Origin of the sequence: Paenibacillus sp. G2S3 (genome assembly GCF_030123105.1) — a bacterium.
In the GTDB taxonomy this organism is placed as follows: domain Bacteria; phylum Bacillota; class Bacilli; order Paenibacillales; family Paenibacillaceae; genus Paenibacillus_AQ.
The window spans coordinates 3,567,150-3,585,030 of record NZ_CP126095.1 but is presented as its reverse complement, the minus strand read 5'-3'; the positions used below and the strand labels follow the sequence as shown (position 1 = coordinate 3,585,030).

Sequence of the window (17,881 nt, the reverse complement as noted above, 5' to 3'; positions counted from 1 at the left end):
CCTAGCTCCTGTTATTACTCAAGCTAAGCTTTGAGACACCAAGAAAGTTTTTTATAACTAACGCACAAGCACCCATAACACAGGCCTTCTCCCCTAATTCTGAAAGGAGTAACTCGCAAGGCTGACTTATCGACGAAACTAGTTTTGATAGAAGTAGAGGAAGGGCATTCGGATAGATAGCCAGCAGTCGGTTATTAAGAATCAAAATTTCTGGATTAAACAGATTAATAATATTGTTGAGCCCAGTTGCAATGTAATTCATATATTTCTCTAGCTCAGTAACTACTACAGGGTCAGCCACTTGGATCCAGTGTTCAATTTCCTGAAACCTTACCTTTTCTTTGTTCTTCATATGCGCTACAGCACTCGATAAACTTGCTTCTGAAGCATATAGCTCCCAGCACCCCGAATTCCCGCAACTGCAGACTTTTCCGTCAGGAATGATAATCATATGACCTATCTCTCCAGCAAAGCCGTTATAGCCTTTTAAGACCTCTCCATGAACTATCATCCCCAGCCCGATTCCTGAATTGAAGCTTAATGAGAATAAATGCTCACTCTGATGATGCATAAAGACGATCTCTGCGTAGGCGTTTAGATTCGCGTTATTCTCCACATAAATGTTAAGTCCCGTTGCGTCTTTGAGATCTTGTTTTAAATCTCGATTGTGCCATTGATGATAGGGAAGATAACAAATCAATTCAGAATTATCCACAATTCCATGAACTCCTATGGCTACGCCTATGAGACCGTGAGGAGTAAGCTCACAACGTTTCTTATAGTGCCTGATCTGTTCTACTAGTAACCTAAAGATTTCGTGATAGTTATGAGTTTCAAATTCAATCATTTGAGAAGAGACTGGAACACCTTGTAAATTGGTAAGCACAAAAGTCATCTTTTTTCCGTCCAAATCAATCCCTAGCGCATATCCAGCAGTTTCATTAAGGGAGAGGAAGATCGGTTTTCGGCCTGGATTGTTATGCTCCTTATGGGTTTCGATAATTAATTCCTCTGCTAATAAATCAGCTGCCTGAACGGAAAGGGTAGACTTATTCAACCCGGTTACCTTTGCTAAATCTGTTCTTGAAATAGAGCCGTGCTCTATAATTTCACCTAAGATTAGAGCACGATTAATTTGTTTGACATGTGAAGAATCGCCGGTAACCATAAAGCACCTCCTTGAATGATTGACGAACCTAAGGCATGATGTTATTATACAGTTAATTAGTTTGTATGGTAAACAAATTAATTTAAAGCGGTTTATCAAAACGCTATTTTAAGCAGATTAGCAAGCATGAATGAATAACAATTTGTACTTGGAGTGGAGGAAATCATGGGGATTTTACAAGAGCTTCTAAAAGATATTCCGGTTCCGAAAATGGCCAAAGTAAGAGTGAATTTTGATAGTGGGCATATTGAAGACCTTGGGAAGGAATTGAATAAGAAGCTGCAAAGAGATGAGATTCGGAACACCATTCAACCTGGTATGGAAATCGCTATTGCTGTTGGGAGTAGAGGATTAGACCGTTTAGTAGAAATTACAGCCGTTACGGTGAAGTTTCTGCAAGATGCCGGGGCGAAGCCTTTTATCGTTCCAAGCATGGGGAGTCATGGCGGGGCTACTGCTGAGGGGCAACGAGATGTTTTGGCCCATCTGGGCGTTACGGAAGAAAGCGTGAATTGCGAGATTCGTTCATCAATGGAAGTGGTTCTGCTTGGTGAGCTGCCTAATGGACTACCCGTTTATGTAGACAAACATGCCGCAAGTGCAGATGGGATCGTAGTGATAAATCGCATTAAACCTCATACCGCATTTAGAGGTCCAGTTGAAAGTGGAATCATGAAGATGATTAGCATTGGTTTAGGCAAGCAAAAAGGTGCTGAGGCCTGTCATCAGTTGGGCTTCAAGTACATGGCCGAGAATGTTCCCGCTATGGCGAAGATGATTATGGAGAAGAAACCTATTCTTTTTGGAGTGGCAACGATTGAAAACGCTTTTGATAAAGTAGTTTGCATTGAGACGTTAACTCCTGAAGAGATTGTTGAACAGGAAGCCGCTTTACAAGTGAAGGCAAAGGAAATGCTGCCAAAACTATTCTTTGATCAATTAGAGGTTCTTATCATCGACCAAATTGGTAAAAACATTAGCGGAGACGGTATGGATCCTAATATTACAGGTCGTTACCCTACGCCTTATGCTTATGGAGGTCCTGAGGTTAATAAGATCGTTGTGCTTGATTTGACGCCACAGACTGAAGGTAATGCAAACGGTGTTGGAACCGCTGATTTTACGACGCAAAGGCTAGTAGACAAGATGGATCTGGAAGTAACCTATGCCAATGGATTAACTTCTACTGTTGTAGCACCTACAAAAATTGCAACCACATTACCTAACGACCGGGAAACCATTCAAGCGGCAATCAAAACCAGCAATATTTTAGATTTTACTCAGGTCAAAATGGTTCGGATCAAAAACACATTGGTGCTAAATGAGTTAGAAGTGTCCGAGGCATTAATTGATGTTGTGAAACAGCATCCTCAAATGGAATTGATCTCTGAAGCCTATGACCTAACTTTCGATAGCAATGGAAACTTACTTTAATACTAACACTGGGGAGAGAAGACATGACTAATCTATTTGATCTAACAGGAAAAACAGCAGTTGCCATTGGTGGGAACAGCGTACTAGGCTCATCTATCGCGGCAGGATTGGCCGAACAAGGCGCTCAGGTTGCAATAGTCGGACGGAATCTAGAAAAAGCGGAAGAAGTGGCAAAAAGCATTGTTAAGAATGGTGGTACTGCAAAAGCATTTCAAGCTAATGTTAGTTCACGTGACTCTCTGCTTAAGGTAGCTTCTGAAATTGAGGAATGGGCTGGAGGATGGGACATCCTACTGAACGCTCCAGGTAAAAATAGCTCCACACCTTTCTTTGATCTAGAAATGGAAGAATGGGACGATATTATGGATGTGAATTTAAAAGGGATCGTGCAAACCTGTCAAATCTTTGCCAAGAAAATGATTGAGCAGAATCGGAAAGGCAGCATCATTAACATCTCTTCCGTATCCTCAACAACACCGTTATCCAAAGTATTCACCTATTCGGTTTCCAAAGCGGCGCTTAACAGTGTTACTCAGTTCTTAGCGCGTGAGTTTGCGTTAAATGGCATCCGTGTAAACGCTATCATCCCTGGGTTCTTCCCAGCTGAACAGAATCGCAAAATTTTAAGTCCAGAGCGAATCGACTCCATTATGAAACATACGCCGATGCAACGTTTTGGAACACCAGAAGAGCTTCAAGGTGCTGCGGTATGGCTAGCCTCTGAGAAAGCCTCCAGTTTCGTTACCGGTACATTAATTCGTGTAGATGGCGGATTTGGAAGTATGACGATTTAAAGAGCATCCTGTAAATGGATCTATCAATGGGAGGGATCATAAGTGCTTACAGATAAATATAACAAATTACAATCCATCCTTCGTGAAATGAAATCAGTAGTGGTCGCATTCTCTGGTGGGGTTGATAGTACCTTCTTATTAAAAGTGGCTGTCGATACCTTAGGTTCGGATCATGTACTCGCGGTAACCGCGGATTCAGAAACCTATCCTTCAAGTGAACTGGAGGAAGCAAAAGAGCTCGCTGCACTTATAGGTGTTACGCATCAGGTCATCGAAACCTCTGAACTGGCAATTCCTGGGTATGCGGAGAACAATAAAAACCGCTGTTATTTTTGCAAAAGCAGCTTATTCGATCACTTAATCCCTGTACTCGAGGAAAAGGGCTTTAAGAATATCATTTATGGTGTTATTGCAGATGATATGAACGAGCATCGCCCAGGGATGCAAGCCGCTAAAGAGAGAGGCATCCGTGGTCCTCTACTTGAGGCTGAACTGTTCAAAACAGAAATAAGAGAGCTTTCGAAATCATTTAATTTGCCTACATGGGAGAAACCATCGTTCGCCTGCCTGTCTTCACGAATCGCCTATGGGGAGCGCATTACGAACGAGAAGCTGCAAAAGGTAGAAAAAGCCGAGGCTTATTTAAAATCGCTGAAAATACGTCAAGTACGAGTTCGTACCCATCAGGATATTGCAAGAATTGAAGTGGAACCGCTAGATATGGAGATTGTTCTAGTACATCACCATCTTATCGTGCAAGAGCTTCAGAATTACGGCTATAAATACGTTACGTTGGATCTGTTAGGATATCGGAGCGGCAGTATGAATAAAGCTCTTTCTATATAGTAAGAAGGGAAGGTTAGGCATGTCTAGAGAGTTTGTAATTGGACTTGATATCGGTACGACAAGTGTTAAAGCCTGTGTGTTTACGATTCATGGAAAACTAATCACAGAGGCTGAAGAAATGAATAGCTTCCATTATCCGCAGCAAGGCTGGGCTGAACAAGATGCAATCGAGATTGAACGCTCTGCTATAAGGGCAATTAGAGAAGCTGTGAGAAAAGCAGAGATCGGAAAAGATGAATTGATTACCATTGGCTTCTCAGCAGCTATGCATTCTCTTGTTCTAGTAGCCGAGGCTGGCATCCCGCTCTCCCCTGCACTCATTTGGGCGGATGGAAGAGGAACCGAGCAGGTGCATCAGCTATCAGAAACGATGAAACAACAGATTTACTCACAAACAGGGACTCCCGTCCATCCGATGACACCTTTGATTAAGCTGTTATGGATGAAGGAAACCAATTATGAACCCTACCTAAAAGCTGCTTACTTCATGTCCATTAAAGAGTATTTAATTTACAGCTGGTTTGGGGAAAGAATGATCGATTATTCAATGGCCTCTGCAACGGGATTGTTTAACCCGGCAACTCGCACATGGGTTGAGGATCTATTAACGCTGGTTGGCATATCTGATAAACAGCTTTCTAAGATCGTTCCTCCAACTTTTCAATTCAATAGGATGAATTCGGAAATAGCAGTACAGATGGGAATTCAGGCAGAGCTTCCTTTTATTATCGGGGCAGCAGACGGACAGCTGGCTAACTTAGGGATTGGTGCTCTACTTCCAGGGGAAGTTGCCGTTTCAGTCGGGACTAGCGGAGCCATTAGACAATTCACAAACCACGCAAAGGTTAGTCAGAATCAAGAAACGTTCTGCTATTCTTTTACCGAAGATACTTTTATTATCGGAGGGCCTACTAACAATGGTGGGATTGTCCTTCAATGGTTTAAGGATTTGATTCAAGATCAAGGGAGCTTTGAAGGATTTCTGAGCGAAGCTGAACGTGTTGAACCTGGTGCGGAGGGACTGCTGTTCCTACCTTATTTAAATGGGGAAAGAGCACCGCTGTGGAATCAACAGGCAAAAGGGAATTTCTATGGTGTGGCGATTACACATAAGAAAGAGCATTTTATACGTGCGGTGCTGGAAGGAATTACTTTCAATCTCTATCAAATAGGTAGGGCGCTGGAGAACATTGCCGGGACCTCCTCAAAAATATATGTGAACGGCGGCTTAGCCAGATCTCCACTATGGCTGCAAATGATGGCCGATATTTTCGAAGCTGAGATCTATGTTTCAGAGAACCATCACAGTGCTGCATGGGGCGCTGCTTGGACTGCATTAGTGGCCACGGGTCGCGTGAAGTCTTTTGAAGAGATTAAAGATAATATTCCTATGGGTATGCCAGTTATCCCCAATCAGGAGAACAGCAATCGGTACAAAAATATTTATCGTAACTATGAAAAAGTAGCAAAAACCGTAGCTGAATTGTTCTGATGACTAGATTCGATGTAAAGAGGTGGACGAAATGCTCGAGGACATTTTACAACAAGTTCAAGATGGAAAGCTTAGTGTTCCAGAGGCAAAAGAACGATTGGCTGCTTTTGAAGAGTTGGGGTTCGCGAAAGTGGATCATCATCGGAAAAAACGTCAAGGATTCCCCGAAATTGTCTATGGCGAAGGTAAAACTTCCGAACAAATCATTGCTATTGTCCAGTCCTTACGTACGCGGAATAATCAGGTACTCGTCACTAGAATTTCTTCGGATAAGGCTGAAGATATTTTAAAGGTAATACCAGATTTGATATATAACGAAATTGCCAGAATTCTATATTGGAAAGCTAATGAAACCACTGAGGATAGACCTAATGGCTACATCGCCGTTATTGCTGCGGGAACTTCGGATATTAGGGTAGCTGAAGAGGCTGCTGTTACTGCAGAGGTGCTTGGTAGTACTGTGCATCGTATTTATGATGTGGGGGTCGCCGGTATTCATCGTTTGTTACATCATGCTGAAGAGATTCAGAATGCAGTTGTCTCCGTTGTGGTCGCTGGTATGGAAGGGGCACTTCCAAGTGTAGTCGGTGGATTAGTTGCTCATCCAGTTATTGCTGTCCCAACGAGTGTTGGCTACGGAGCCAGCTTTAAGGGTCTATCTGCGCTGTTAACGATGCTGAATTCTTGTGCCTCAGGTATAAGCGTTGTAAACATTGATAACGGGTTCGGCGGTGGTTATAACGCTGCATTAATTCATAAGCTGATACAAAAGGGGCTGTAAATAATGAAAACACTATACCTGGATTGCTTTTCCGGCATTAGCGGAGATATGTTCATTGGAGCACTTATTGATGCAGGGGCAGATCCCATCTATTTGAGAGAAGAGCTAAGCAAGCTACAAATTGAAGCTGAATACGAACTAAAGTGGGGTAAGACCGTTAAAAATGGCATTACTTGTACCAAGTTTGATGTGCTGTTGCAGAATGAAGCGAACATAAGTTCTCATGGTGAAAAAAACGCACTTTTACATGAACATAGCCACACAGATAAGCACGATCATGCCCACACACACGAGCATCACTCGCACGATCACGACCATAGCCATATGCACGTACACCATGATCACAGTCACGAACATAGTCACACCCACACGCACCACCACCATGATCACCGGTCGTATAAAGATATTGTTAAGTTAATTGAATCTGCTGGCTTTTCGGATCAGGTGAAAAATACAGCATTAAAAATTTTCAAGAAAATCGGGGAAGCTGAAGGGCTTATTCATGGAATCCCACTTGAACAGGTGCATTTTCATGAAGTGGGTGCTGTAGATTCTATTATTGATATTGTTGGAGCGGCCATCCTGATTCATCAATTGGAGATTGAGACTGTAAAGTCATCTCCTGTCCCAGTAGGCAAAGGAAAGATCCGCATTGATCATGGCATTTATCCGGTTCCAGCGCCCGCAACACTTGAAATGCTTAAAGGCATTCCTTTGGAGCAATCGAATATCAGCGCAGAACTTACAACACCCACTGGAGCTGGGTTAATTGCAGTGCTCGTTCAGGAGTTTTGTTCCCTTCCTTCCATGAACATTCAATCTATTGGATATGGAGCGGGTACCAAGACCTTCCCGGATCAACCCAATGCGTTAAGAGTTATTATTGGGGATTAGCTAGAGAGGAGTAAGCTCATGAAATCTCAACGACCTCCTGATCATGAACATATAGATACAGACATGGTGAAAATGGAAGTGAACCTAGACGATATTCCCGGAGAATGGCTTGGTTATGTCATGGACTTGCTCTTCGAGAACGGGGCAAATGATGTATTTTATACACCTATTTATATGAAGAAAAACAGACCCGGAACATTACTGCAGCTCCTCTGTTCATCCGATAATGTAAGCATCATGAAGGGGATTCTGTTTAAAGAAACCACGACACTAGGCATTCGTTATTATCCCTTAACGGTACACCGCTTAGAAAGAACGTTTGAATCCGTTGAAACCGAATGGGGAACCGTGACTGTTAAAAAAGGGATATGTGCCGGTGAGGTGGTTCAGTGGGCACCTGAGTTTGAGGAGTGCAAGCGCATAGCCCAGTTACATGGCATTCCTTTAAAAAAGGTCTATGATCATGTACAAAAGTCTAGCAGCATTTGAATTGTAGGAGGAAATTGAATTGGAAATTAGCTTATTGTCTGTGCTGTTTTTCGGTTTTATTCTAGGAATCAAGCATTCCATAGAACCAGATCATATTATTGCTGTTTCTACAATGGTAGGTACTAATAAAAAGTTATGGCGTTCAACATTAACTGGTGTATTTTGGGGCATAGGTCATACTAGTACTCTTTTTATTGTTGGAATGATATTAGTGCTGTTAAAAGGTGAATTACCGGAAGTATGGGCAATGTCTCTAGAATTCCTCGTCGGCATCATGCTTGTGTATCTAGGGTTCAAAAGTATGGCGTCTATAAAAAAGTCAAACAGCAGCTCTCACTCGCATGAGAGATCTCCATTAATTAAGATATTCATCATCGGATTCATACATGGACTTGCTGGTAGTGCGGCGATGGTATTACTCACCCTTACGACGGTTTCCTCGATTTGGGAATGCGCCGTGTATATTTTGATATTTGGATTAGGTACGATTAGTGGCATGCTTATCTTTACGACAATTCTTGGAATTCCCTTTGTTTACAGTAAGAAGAATGTTGTGATTAACCGTTCATTAACTCAGCTAGCAGGATCTATTAGCTTCATTTTTGGGATTTATTATATGTATAACTTAGGAGTTAGCGAAGGATTATTTCAATTGTGGTTAAATTAGATTCATAACGCGTAAAGCCTTAAGCCTGAGAAATCAGGCTTTTTTTGCTTATCTGTCTAGGACAACTGGGGTCCTACGGAATACACATATATGGACACCTAAATGCGGAGGTGAAGCATGATGATTATTGAGAATTATACCTTAGCATCGTCCACATCCCATGCCACCCCTTATTATGTGATCAGAGGCGGGCTCCCTGGTCCAGTGTTTATGGTGGTGTCCGGCATACACGGGAATGAAACGGCAAGCATACGTGCTGCTAAAAACATCGTGAATCGCATAAGACAAGGTGAACTATATATTTACCGAGGTACGCTTATTATTGTACCCCTCATGAATCAAAAAGCTTATCGCAAACGAATTCGAGGCGTGCCAGATTTGAACCGAACGTTTCCACGGACTAGCAATGGATTTGCAAAACATCCGTTATCCGTAGCCTTGCTTCAATTAGTACGACGTTATCGACCCACCTGGTACCTTGATCTCCATGAAGCGAACGGTCTATCTCAAAGAAATCCTAAGCGACTCGGACAGTCTATTATCATTAAACCGGAGAGCAGAGGTACTGCGACAGCAAGAAGAATCATAAAAGATATGAACCGTACGATAGCTAATACCTCCTATCATTTTAATATCCGGTTACGAGAGCGCCCCGGCTCGTCACGTGCAGCTGTCTCCCGTATCTTAGGAGCTAAGGCATTTACTGTGGAAACCTGCTGGAGTCTTGATCGTAATCTTCGCATTCGCTATCAGATGGACATTGTTAGCCGCTTTTTAAGAAGCGCTGGGTTGATGTGATGATGATTAGATACGCTAAATAATAAGCAAGCTGACCCTGATTTCATGGGAATCGGCTTGTTTTTGTTAACTTGAAAGATCATTGACAACGATGAGTATAGTGTATATATTACATATATACATTAAATACACATAAACTAGGAGTGAGGGCACGAGTTCATGAACATATTGATATCCAACACTTCCGGTGAACCGATCTATGTACAGATTGTAAGTCAGATCCGCCAGATGATCCTACAAGGAGAGTTAGTCTCAGGTACGCCTTTACCTTCTATTCGGCTGTTAGCCAAAGAGCTGCAGATTAGCGTAATCACAACGAAACGAGCCTACGAAGAGCTGGAGAGGGAAGGCCTTATCAATTCCATTGTGGGAAAAGGTTCCTTTGTTTCTGGTGCAGATCAGGAGTTTATTCGTGAACAACGGCTACGGATCATGGAGAACAAAATGAAGGAGATTATCGACGAGAGTAAGATGTTAGGGATTGATTTTGCTGAGTTCAGTGAGATGTTGAAATTGCTGTATGAGGAGGAGACAGAGTGAACGATGTCATTCAAATGAATCAAATATCTAAAAAATATGGCCATTTTAGCCTATGCGAACTTACGTTCGGTATTAAGGAAGGGTATATAACGGGGCTAATTGGACCCAATGGGGCAGGGAAAACAACTTTAATTAAAATGATGATGGGTGATGATTGCTCCCTTTTATAGTCAGTGGGATAAAGAGACTTATAGGAAATACATAGAGATGTTCAAGCTTTCCTCGCGGAAAAAGATTAAGGAGCTCTCCAAAGGGATGAAAATGAAGTATTCGCTCGCCATTGCTTTATCGCACGGTGCAGATCTGCTCATCATGGACGAACCTACTGCAGGTCTTGATCCCATATTCCGAAGAGAACTGCTTGGTCTGCTTAGTGAGCATATCCAGGATGAGCAGAAATCTATTCTTTTCTCCACCCATAACACGACTGATTTAGACCGGATAGCGGATTATATTGTTTTTGTGAATGAGGGGCGGCTAGTTTTTAATGAGATGAAAGAATCTCTCCCTAATAAATACATGCTGGTAAAACGCAATAAGGAGTTGCTTGATCGGCAGTATGCTTCAATGGCTTCCTAACATAGAGAACTGGCAGAGTTTTGGCGTGAAGTCTAGCTTTATTCCTTATATCATACTAGGACTGGCTTACGTGTTCTTACTCAGCTGTTCTTATCTCATTTCATTGCGGATTTTTGAGAAAAAGGATCTGTGATGCTAATAATTTGAGATTTAGATTGAATTCATATACCATTATCACTACAAAGATAAATACTGTAGGGGAAGGGTATACATCCAATGCCTAAAATGATTTATAGTTTTCGTACAAAAATGATTATGCTGCTGATGGCCAGTATGTTAGTATCCGGTGGGATAACCTTTTTAATCTATAAGGCGCTCCAGCGATATTATCACTCTGAGGTGAAGTTTGAGAATCCACTAACCCAAGTTCGCTATGTAATAAGAGATATCGGAGATGTGAATACATTTTTAATTATCTTTATACCACTAGCCATTCTATTTTTCTTCTTATTCACTAAGCCGTATGCAAAATACTTCAAAGAAATATCAAAGGGGATTCATCAGCTAGCGTCAGGTGATTTTTCCGAACGAGTAGATATACCCTCCAAAGATGAATTTGGGATAATTGGTCATGATCTCAATCTAGCCATTGAGAATATGCAAGAAGCTATTGAGCGGGGAGACATTGCCGAGAGCAGTAAAGATCAACTCGTGTTGAATCTGGCGCATGATTTGCGTACACCCCTAACCTCGGTTATTGGCTATTTGGATTTTATTTTGAAAGACAATCAATTAACCCCTGAACAGACCAGGCATTACACGACGATTGCTTATACCAAATCTCAACGTTTAGAAAAATTGATCGATGAGCTGTTTGAAATTACAAGAATGAATTATGGCAAGCTTAAGCTTGAGAAATCATCGATTGATCTCAGTGAGCTTCTCTTGCAATTAAATGAAGAATTGTATCCAGTCTTTGAGAAAAATGGTCTAACCTCCAGATTGGATATGACACAACCTCTGATGATTTACGGTGACGGGGAATTGTTAGCACGTGTATTTGAGAACCTTCTTACGAATGCGGCCCGATACGGAAACGACGGCCAGTTTATTGATATTCACGGTTACTTGGACGCTAACGAGGTAGTCGTTGAAGTGATCAACTATGGAAATTGTATTGAACCGGAAGAGCTGCCACGTATTTTTGATATGTTTTACACGGGTGATCGTGCTCGATCACATCCAACAGGAAGTACGGGACTTGGCTTGTTTATTACTAAAAATATAGTAGAGCAGCATAATGGAACCGTATCTGCGCAAAGCAGTGTGGTGCGGACAATCTTTGAAGTGAGACTCCCGCAAAACAGTAATTGAAGACCAATTCTATACCATGAAGCTCCAACCTAAAGAGGATTCGTTGGTGGGTGATATCTAAAGATCGTCCACCTTTGAAATCCTCTTAAAAACATGATATAATTAGCTTGCTAATTAATTTGTAAGGTGGTTCGGGGGAACAAGCTGTGATTGAAGATGAGATAAGAGAACTACTGGATAGAATTTCAGCGGAAATGCGTAGAGATTATGCAGCATTGCTTAGAGAATTTAATCTTCATGTGGGCCAAGAACAGTTATTATGCCGGTTATGGAGATCAGATGGAATGACACAGATCCAGTTAAGCGAAAGTCTGAATTGTGAGCCTCCAACCATTACGAATATGGTGAAATCGCTTGAGAATCATGGGTTTGTTGTTCGAAAAAGAGATCCTGAAGATGGCAGAGTAAGCCGAGTATATCTAACTCAAGCCGGACGTAATCTCTGTGAACCTGTGGAACGTATATGGAATAAGCAACTGGATAAATTATTAACAGGAATTCTACCCGAAGAACGTTTATTATTAAGAAGGCTTATGAAACAGATGGTTGTTAATTTATTAGCAAGCTAATCAAAACTCAGAAAAGAGGAACATAGATGATTACCAGTTTGACTCGTATTAATGAACTAGCCAGGAAAGAACGTGAAGAAGGTCTGACAAAAAGTGAATGGGTGGAACAGATCGCTTTGCGTGAAGATTATCTACGTGAAATTCGTGGACAAGTTCGTAACAGTCTATCGGGAGTGACGATTGTAGATCCTGAGGGAAATGATGTTACGCCTGAAAAAATTCGTTTATCGCGTAAAGAAACTTTGAACTAATATTTAACTAATGAAATGGAAGGACACCTTTAGAATATCGTTGAATGGTCCTATGGGCTAATCAGCGAATATCTAAAGGTGTTTTTTTGTGTGATATCCAATGGGCGGAAGAGGAATCCTATCTATAAAAAGTTATCTTAACGGAAGCTTAATTCGAATTCGTTAGCTGGTCCTGAAAGTTAAGGTTCACTTAAACTTGTGTTTCACAGGATCTAAGACTGGATTGTTAGAATGAAGTGGATAGAAGAGAAGATATAATATATGTGGGGGAGCGGGAATTACATGATGAAAAAGACATTTTTCTTTTTACTGAAAGCAATAGGAGTTATAGTGATAGCCATAGCGCTTTTTCTAGCTATTGTTTTTACTGTTAACGTGATCTGCAACAAAATTGAGAAAGGTAAAATCGAGCCCTATGGTCAGCTTGTACCTGTAGATGGAAAAAACATGAACGTCACGATTCATGGAAATGGTGACGAGACAGTGGTATTACTACCAGGATACGGAACTGCAGCGCCGGGTATTGATTTTAAGCCGCTAGTTGACGAGCTATCTCCATTTTACAAAGTGGTTGTGATTGAGCCATTTGGCTATGGATTAAGTGATGTCACCGAAAAAGAACGAAGTACTGAAAATATTGTGAGTGAATTACATGAATGTTTACAACAATTAAATATAGACCGTTATATTCTGATGGGACACTCCATATCCGGAATTTATGCTCTAGACTATGTGAACAAGTACAAAAACGAAGTTAGTGCATTCGTAGGGATCGACAGCAGTGTTCCGGCACAAGGAGCCGGCGATGAACTTCCAACAGCAGCCTTAAAATCACTTAAACAATCAGGTTTCTACAGATTGCTGGTTAAACTCTCGCCTGATCAAATCATTGCACCCGATGTTGATGATGAAACGAAAGAGCAAAATAGAATGATTTCGCTTAAAAACATGATGAATCCAAATATCATCAGCGAAGCAGAGCATTTCTCAAGCAATTTCAAAGCCGCAGAGAATTTAAAGTTCCCTAAAGAACTTCCCGTGATGTTCTTCTTAGTAAAAGATAATTCGGATGTTGAGGGCTGGGCAGCTTTACATGAAGAACAGATCAAAGATTCCTTGCATGGGAAGATGATGATGTTTGAAGGCGATCATTATTTACACCATACTAAATCGAAAGAAATCGTGGAGAATTTCAGAAGCTTCATGAGTGAAATAAAATAAGAGTGAATGAGAAAACGTCGAACGATTCGTTTAGTGAATCTTTCGGCGTTTTTTTTAGCTTATATCATACTACTCATATAACAAGAGATAAACAGCGAGGTAAATCATGAGCAAAAGAAATAGAAAAAGAAACATTCTATTAACGATATTGTCAGCAATAGTTGGAATATGCATGGTATCGATTTTATTAAATAAGACCTACCGTACTACGTTTGAATCCTTGCCTGAAACCGATCGGCGGATGCTGACAGAGTTATCCGAGTTGTATAACCATTTTGAGCAATCCAGTGATCAGCTCTGGAATAAGGATTATCGATTTGACTCCAAACCCTTGTTACTGGTACGAACGACTAAGGATAGCGGTCTGTTTCGTAGCGAAGGGTTTGCCGTGAATGTGCCTATGAAGAAAGGGATTTTTGCTCAAGAAATCAGTCTGCCTGAGTCGATGGGCTTACCGAAGGTATATCGGATCAGTCGTTTTTCACCAACAACCCTCTCAGCATGGTTTCCAGCTAATTTTGGAACGCTAAATCTGAAAGGTATGGAAACAATGTATTTTAAGTAGTATCCCAAAATGTTCAGCGATCCCGCGCTGTATTTTGATTTTTCATCTTTTTTATTGCACGAAGGGTTTCATATCTTCAAACAAAAAGAATGGACGTATGATGCCAATGGTGCTGAGTATATCGAAAACTATCCTATAAATGAAGAAAATTACGCATTGATGGGTATTGAATTCAAACTGTTGGATCAAGCAATGGCTGAAAGCAATCCTGAACTCGTTCAAAAGTATTTACATGATTGGACAGTTGTACGAAATTACAGATATTATAAATGGCCGCAATTAATTGGCGAGACGAAGACAGAGGCTATCGAAGGTTCTGCAAGGTATTTGGAATATCGTTATAGTAAGTTAACTGGCGGTAATTTAATGGTGCTGGCCACCAAGCAGGAGCCTTACCATGTGACATTTATGCAAGCGTATGATTTTATTGCTAACGGACAAGCGGAGTCGCCTTCTTTCTTAGAAAGAAGTATCCGTTATGAAACTGGGGCTGCTTTGGAGCTAACGATGGATAAGGCAAACTTACCATGGAAAGAAGCGATAGAAGATGTACCTGGGAAGAAACCAGGAATGACACCGTACGAGATTTTGAGTAACTATTTTAAAATGAATGATCTAACTACTATTGAAAGCCAGTTAGGTGAAATTAAAGAAGTATACGATTACGATGCCTTACGCAAACAGGGGGCGAAGATAGTTAAGCAGGTTAATATCGAATAGAAACATTAAACGTAAAACGTCGAACGATTCATATAGTGAATCATTCGGCGTTTTTTTATGGATTAAAGTACGATTCACCAGCGTGATTCTAAAAAAAAGATGATTGATCAATGCAATTGTGGGCACTCTATATCCTAATCTTTACTATAGGAAGGACTACAATAGCATGTGTGGAATAGCAGGAATCTTAAAATGTAATGGACAACCCCCACAAGAAGAAACCTTAAAACAAATGACAGGGGCAATGAATCACCGAGGTCCTAATCATGAAGGTGTATGGCTCGATTCTCGGATTGGGCTCGGTTTTCGTAGGTTATCCGTTATAGATTTACGTGATGGAAATCAACCGATGACGAATGAAGATCGTACTCTTTGGATTGTTTTTAATGGTGAAATCTATAACTATAAAACACTACGAGATCAGCTTAAGCTAAAGGGACATCACTTTCAAACGCAATCAGATACAGAAGTCATTGTGCATTTATATGAGGAATACGGTAAGGACTGTGTCCATCATTTACGAGGAATGTTTAGTTTTGCGATTTGGGATGTTAAGGAACAGACGCTTTTTGCTGCTAGAGATCATTTTGGCATCAAGCCTTTTTATTATTACAAAGATGAGAATAACCTTTTATTTGCTTCGGAAATTAAGAGCATACTTGCAGTGCAAGGGGTACCAAGAAAGCTTCAGTATCAAAGTCTATTTAGCTACTTAACTTTTCAGTATGTCCCGCACCCTGATACGATGTTTGAACATATTCATAAATTAGGACCTGCAGAGCGATTGTTTGTTAACGCTTATGGTGAAATGAAGATCGAGAAATATTGGGAGCCCCATTTTCATCCGGTAAAACGATCTTTAGCAGACTATGCGGAAGAAATTCAGTGGAAATTGAAAGAGTCTGTAAACCTTCATTTACAAAGTGATGTGAATAGAGGGTGTTTTTTGTCCAGTGGAATTGACTCTACAGCTATAGCTGCAATGATGAAAGCTGAAGAATCAACAAAGACCTTTTCGATTGGATTTGAAGGGGTAAACAATGAAACGATCATTGCAAATCAAACGGCAGCTAAACTGGGAACGGATCATTATTTTCACATCTTATCTACAGAAGACTTTTTTGAGAGTATTCCGAAAACGGTATGGCATCTTGATGAGCCTGTCGCGGATCCTTCCGCCATTGCTCTTTATCATCTAAATCAGCTTGCAAAAGATCATGTCACGGTTGTCCTATCAGGGGAAGGCGCTGATGAATTATTCGGAGGATACCGGATCTATAGAGAGCCAGATGCATTAAGACCCATCACATGGATGCCCAACTTCATAAAGGATACGTTACGAAAATCATTAACCATCTATCCATATCATTTTTATGGCAAAAACTATTTACTTCGGGGACTGACACCTTTAGAAGAGCGTTTTTTCGGTAATGCTAATATCTTTAACAAAAGCGGAAAGATGAATTTGCTCCATGAATCGGTACACGCTCAAAATAGCTTTTTACATCCGACGGATATCGTTAAACCTTTTTATGACAAGACAGTACACCTAGATCCTACGACAAGAATGCAGTTTATTGATATGAATTTTTGGTTGCCTGGCGATATTTTGTCAAAAGCAGATAAGCTCTCTATGGCACATTCATTGGAATTAAGAGTTCCGTTTTTAGATAAAGAGGTTTTTGAAACGGCTAGTAAAATTCCAGTCTCCAATCGGATTGGCAAAAATACAACAAAACTCGCTTTGCGTAAAGCTATGGAAGGAATCGTTCCGGATGCGATTGTGAATCGCCCAAAATTAGGATTTCCCGTACCCATTCGTGATTGGCTTAAGACCCCGATTTCAGATATAATGTTTGAGCAAATACGATATAGTGGTATTGAAGAAATATTCAATATGAATATCATCGAAGAGATGTTTATCCAGCATCGGAGTAATAAAGGTGATTATTCGCGTAGAATCTGGTTAATTTACATTTTTTCCGTGTGGTACACGCTTTTTATGAAAGAAGATCTGAAGCAATTAAAGAGTGCCGTGCTGTAATGGGGGAGTGATCTTTTGAACATTGAAGAATATGCATGGAATAAACATGAGCAGAAAATAAAAGCAAGTAACGAATTTACTTACAGTAGTCCTAAGATAAAGATTGTAGACAATAATGAATTAAGAAATCAACTTGAAGAAAAGCTTGAGAAATTACCACAGAAGTTACTGGCCAAATGGGCTTTAAGCGTTGCTGTTGAACACCTGGAGCATTTGGATCAACATCTTGTAAATGACCCGCGAATTGATTTAGGGATAGAAACGCTAGAAAAGCGTATAGCTGGTGATATCAGAGCCTTCGACTTAAGAAAAGTTGGATTTATAGTCAATGAATTGGCGAAAGAGTCCACAACCGAAGCAAGTAAGTATGCTGCTCGTTCTTTTGCACAAGCCATTGCAACTGGACATATGAGAGGACACGCTATGATAAGCAGTGACTATGCCGTAAAAATGGTAAATATATCCAAATATTCCTCGGTGGCCGAGGCTGCAACTAAAGAACGGGAAAGACAATTAAGGATAGCTGAAGAGTTGCTTTTAAAATTGGAGCTTTAAGACTGAACGTGTATGAAGATACTGATATAAGTTAATTAATGGTAATAATTAGCTTTTATATTTAAGAGGTACGTAAAGAACATGCAACAACAAAACACAACTATAAGCACACGAAGTTTTATTCGAGATTTAGGCGCACTTTAAAGATTAATACTTGTTA

At 40.7% G+C, this 17,881-nt stretch carries 17 protein-coding genes and 2 pseudogenes; 18 read left to right on the top strand and 1 reads right to left on the bottom strand.

Annotation, left to right across the window (positions count from 1 at the left end; all coding sequences use genetic code 11):
• Position 1: 1 nt before the first annotated feature.
• A complete protein-coding gene (locus tag QNH28_RS15555) occupies positions 2 to 1,168 on the bottom strand; it encodes an ROK family transcriptional regulator (RefSeq protein WP_283907501.1) in 1,167 nt (388 codons plus the stop codon).
• 165 nt (positions 1,169 to 1,333) lie between these two features.
• Between QNH28_RS15555 and QNH28_RS15550 the strand changes: the two genes are divergently transcribed.
• The 18 genes and pseudogenes from QNH28_RS15550 to QNH28_RS15465 all read left to right on the top strand — a co-directional run bounded on the left by QNH28_RS15550 (position 1,334) and on the right by QNH28_RS15465 (position 17,721).
• Complete coding sequence (locus tag QNH28_RS15550) at positions 1,334 to 2,602, top strand: nickel pincer cofactor-dependent isomerase, group 22 (RefSeq protein ID WP_283907500.1); 1,269 nt, start codon at positions 1,334 to 1,336, stop codon at positions 2,600 to 2,602.
• Positions 2,603 to 2,625: 23 nt separating this feature from the next.
• Positions 2,626 to 3,396, top strand: coding sequence for an SDR family oxidoreductase (locus QNH28_RS15545; protein WP_283907499.1), 771 nt, complete (start codon positions 2,626 to 2,628; stop codon positions 3,394 to 3,396).
• Between the two features lie 42 nt (positions 3,397 to 3,438).
• Positions 3,439 to 4,242, top strand: coding sequence for an ATP-dependent sacrificial sulfur transferase LarE (larE, locus tag QNH28_RS15540; protein ID WP_283907498.1), 804 nt, complete (start codon positions 3,439 to 3,441; stop codon positions 4,240 to 4,242).
• 19 nt (positions 4,243 to 4,261) lie between these two features.
• Positions 4,262 to 5,734: a gluconokinase gene (locus QNH28_RS15535; protein ID WP_283907497.1), complete on the top strand. Its 1,473-nt coding sequence runs from the start codon at positions 4,262 to 4,264 to the stop codon at positions 5,732 to 5,734.
• 31 nt (positions 5,735 to 5,765) lie between these two features.
• Complete coding sequence (larB, locus tag QNH28_RS15530) at positions 5,766 to 6,515, top strand: nickel pincer cofactor biosynthesis protein LarB (RefSeq protein WP_283907496.1); 750 nt, start codon at positions 5,766 to 5,768, stop codon at positions 6,513 to 6,515.
• Positions 6,516 to 6,518: 3 nt separating this feature from the next.
• Positions 6,519 to 7,898: pseudogene (gene larC / locus QNH28_RS15525) on the top strand (nickel pincer cofactor biosynthesis protein LarC).
• Between the two features lie 19 nt (positions 7,899 to 7,917).
• Positions 7,918 to 8,565, top strand: coding sequence for a HupE/UreJ family protein (locus QNH28_RS15520; RefSeq protein ID WP_283907495.1), 648 nt, complete (start codon positions 7,918 to 7,920; stop codon positions 8,563 to 8,565).
• Between the two features lie 120 nt (positions 8,566 to 8,685).
• Entirely contained in the window at positions 8,686 to 9,363 is a 678-nt protein-coding gene (locus QNH28_RS15515) for a M14 family metallopeptidase (RefSeq protein ID WP_283912163.1), read from the top strand.
• 159 nt (positions 9,364 to 9,522) lie between these two features.
• Positions 9,523 to 9,903 (top strand): GntR family transcriptional regulator, encoded by a 381-nt coding sequence (locus QNH28_RS15510; protein ID WP_283907494.1) that lies wholly within the window; start codon positions 9,523 to 9,525, stop codon positions 9,901 to 9,903.
• Positions 9,900 to 10,073, top strand: a complete 174-nt coding sequence (locus QNH28_RS15505) for an ATP-binding cassette domain-containing protein (RefSeq protein WP_283907493.1) — start codon at positions 9,900 to 9,902, stop codon at positions 10,071 to 10,073. The genes QNH28_RS15510 and QNH28_RS15505 overlap by 4 nt, the downstream gene beginning before the upstream one ends.
• Positions 10,074 to 10,158: 85 nt before the next feature.
• Positions 10,159 to 10,482, top strand: coding sequence for an AAA family ATPase (locus tag QNH28_RS15500; RefSeq protein WP_283907492.1), 324 nt, complete (start codon positions 10,159 to 10,161; stop codon positions 10,480 to 10,482).
• Between the two features lie 216 nt (positions 10,483 to 10,698).
• Complete coding sequence (locus QNH28_RS15495; protein WP_283907491.1) at positions 10,699 to 11,796, top strand: HAMP domain-containing sensor histidine kinase; 1,098 nt, start codon at positions 10,699 to 10,701, stop codon at positions 11,794 to 11,796.
• A 146-nt stretch (positions 11,797 to 11,942) separates the two neighbouring features.
• Complete coding sequence (locus tag QNH28_RS15490; protein ID WP_283907490.1) at positions 11,943 to 12,365, top strand: MarR family winged helix-turn-helix transcriptional regulator; 423 nt, start codon at positions 11,943 to 11,945, stop codon at positions 12,363 to 12,365.
• 26 nt (positions 12,366 to 12,391) lie between these two features.
• Positions 12,392 to 12,616, top strand: coding sequence for a DUF896 domain-containing protein (locus QNH28_RS15485; RefSeq protein ID WP_042188496.1), 225 nt, complete (start codon positions 12,392 to 12,394; stop codon positions 12,614 to 12,616).
• A 282-nt stretch (positions 12,617 to 12,898) separates the two neighbouring features.
• Positions 12,899 to 13,837, top strand: a complete 939-nt coding sequence (locus QNH28_RS15480) for an alpha/beta fold hydrolase (protein WP_283907489.1) — start codon at positions 12,899 to 12,901, stop codon at positions 13,835 to 13,837.
• A gap of 172 nt (positions 13,838 to 14,009) precedes the next feature.
• Positions 14,010 to 15,122 (top strand): annotated as a pseudogene (locus QNH28_RS15475) (hypothetical protein).
• 166 nt (positions 15,123 to 15,288) lie between these two features.
• Positions 15,289 to 17,166: an asparagine synthase (glutamine-hydrolyzing) gene (gene asnB, locus QNH28_RS15470; RefSeq protein WP_283907488.1), complete on the top strand. Its 1,878-nt coding sequence runs from the start codon at positions 15,289 to 15,291 to the stop codon at positions 17,164 to 17,166.
• A gap of 15 nt (positions 17,167 to 17,181) precedes the next feature.
• Positions 17,182 to 17,721: a putative immunity protein gene (locus QNH28_RS15465; protein ID WP_283907487.1), complete on the top strand. Its 540-nt coding sequence runs from the start codon at positions 17,182 to 17,184 to the stop codon at positions 17,719 to 17,721.
• The last annotated feature ends 160 nt before the right edge of the window (positions 17,722 to 17,881 follow it).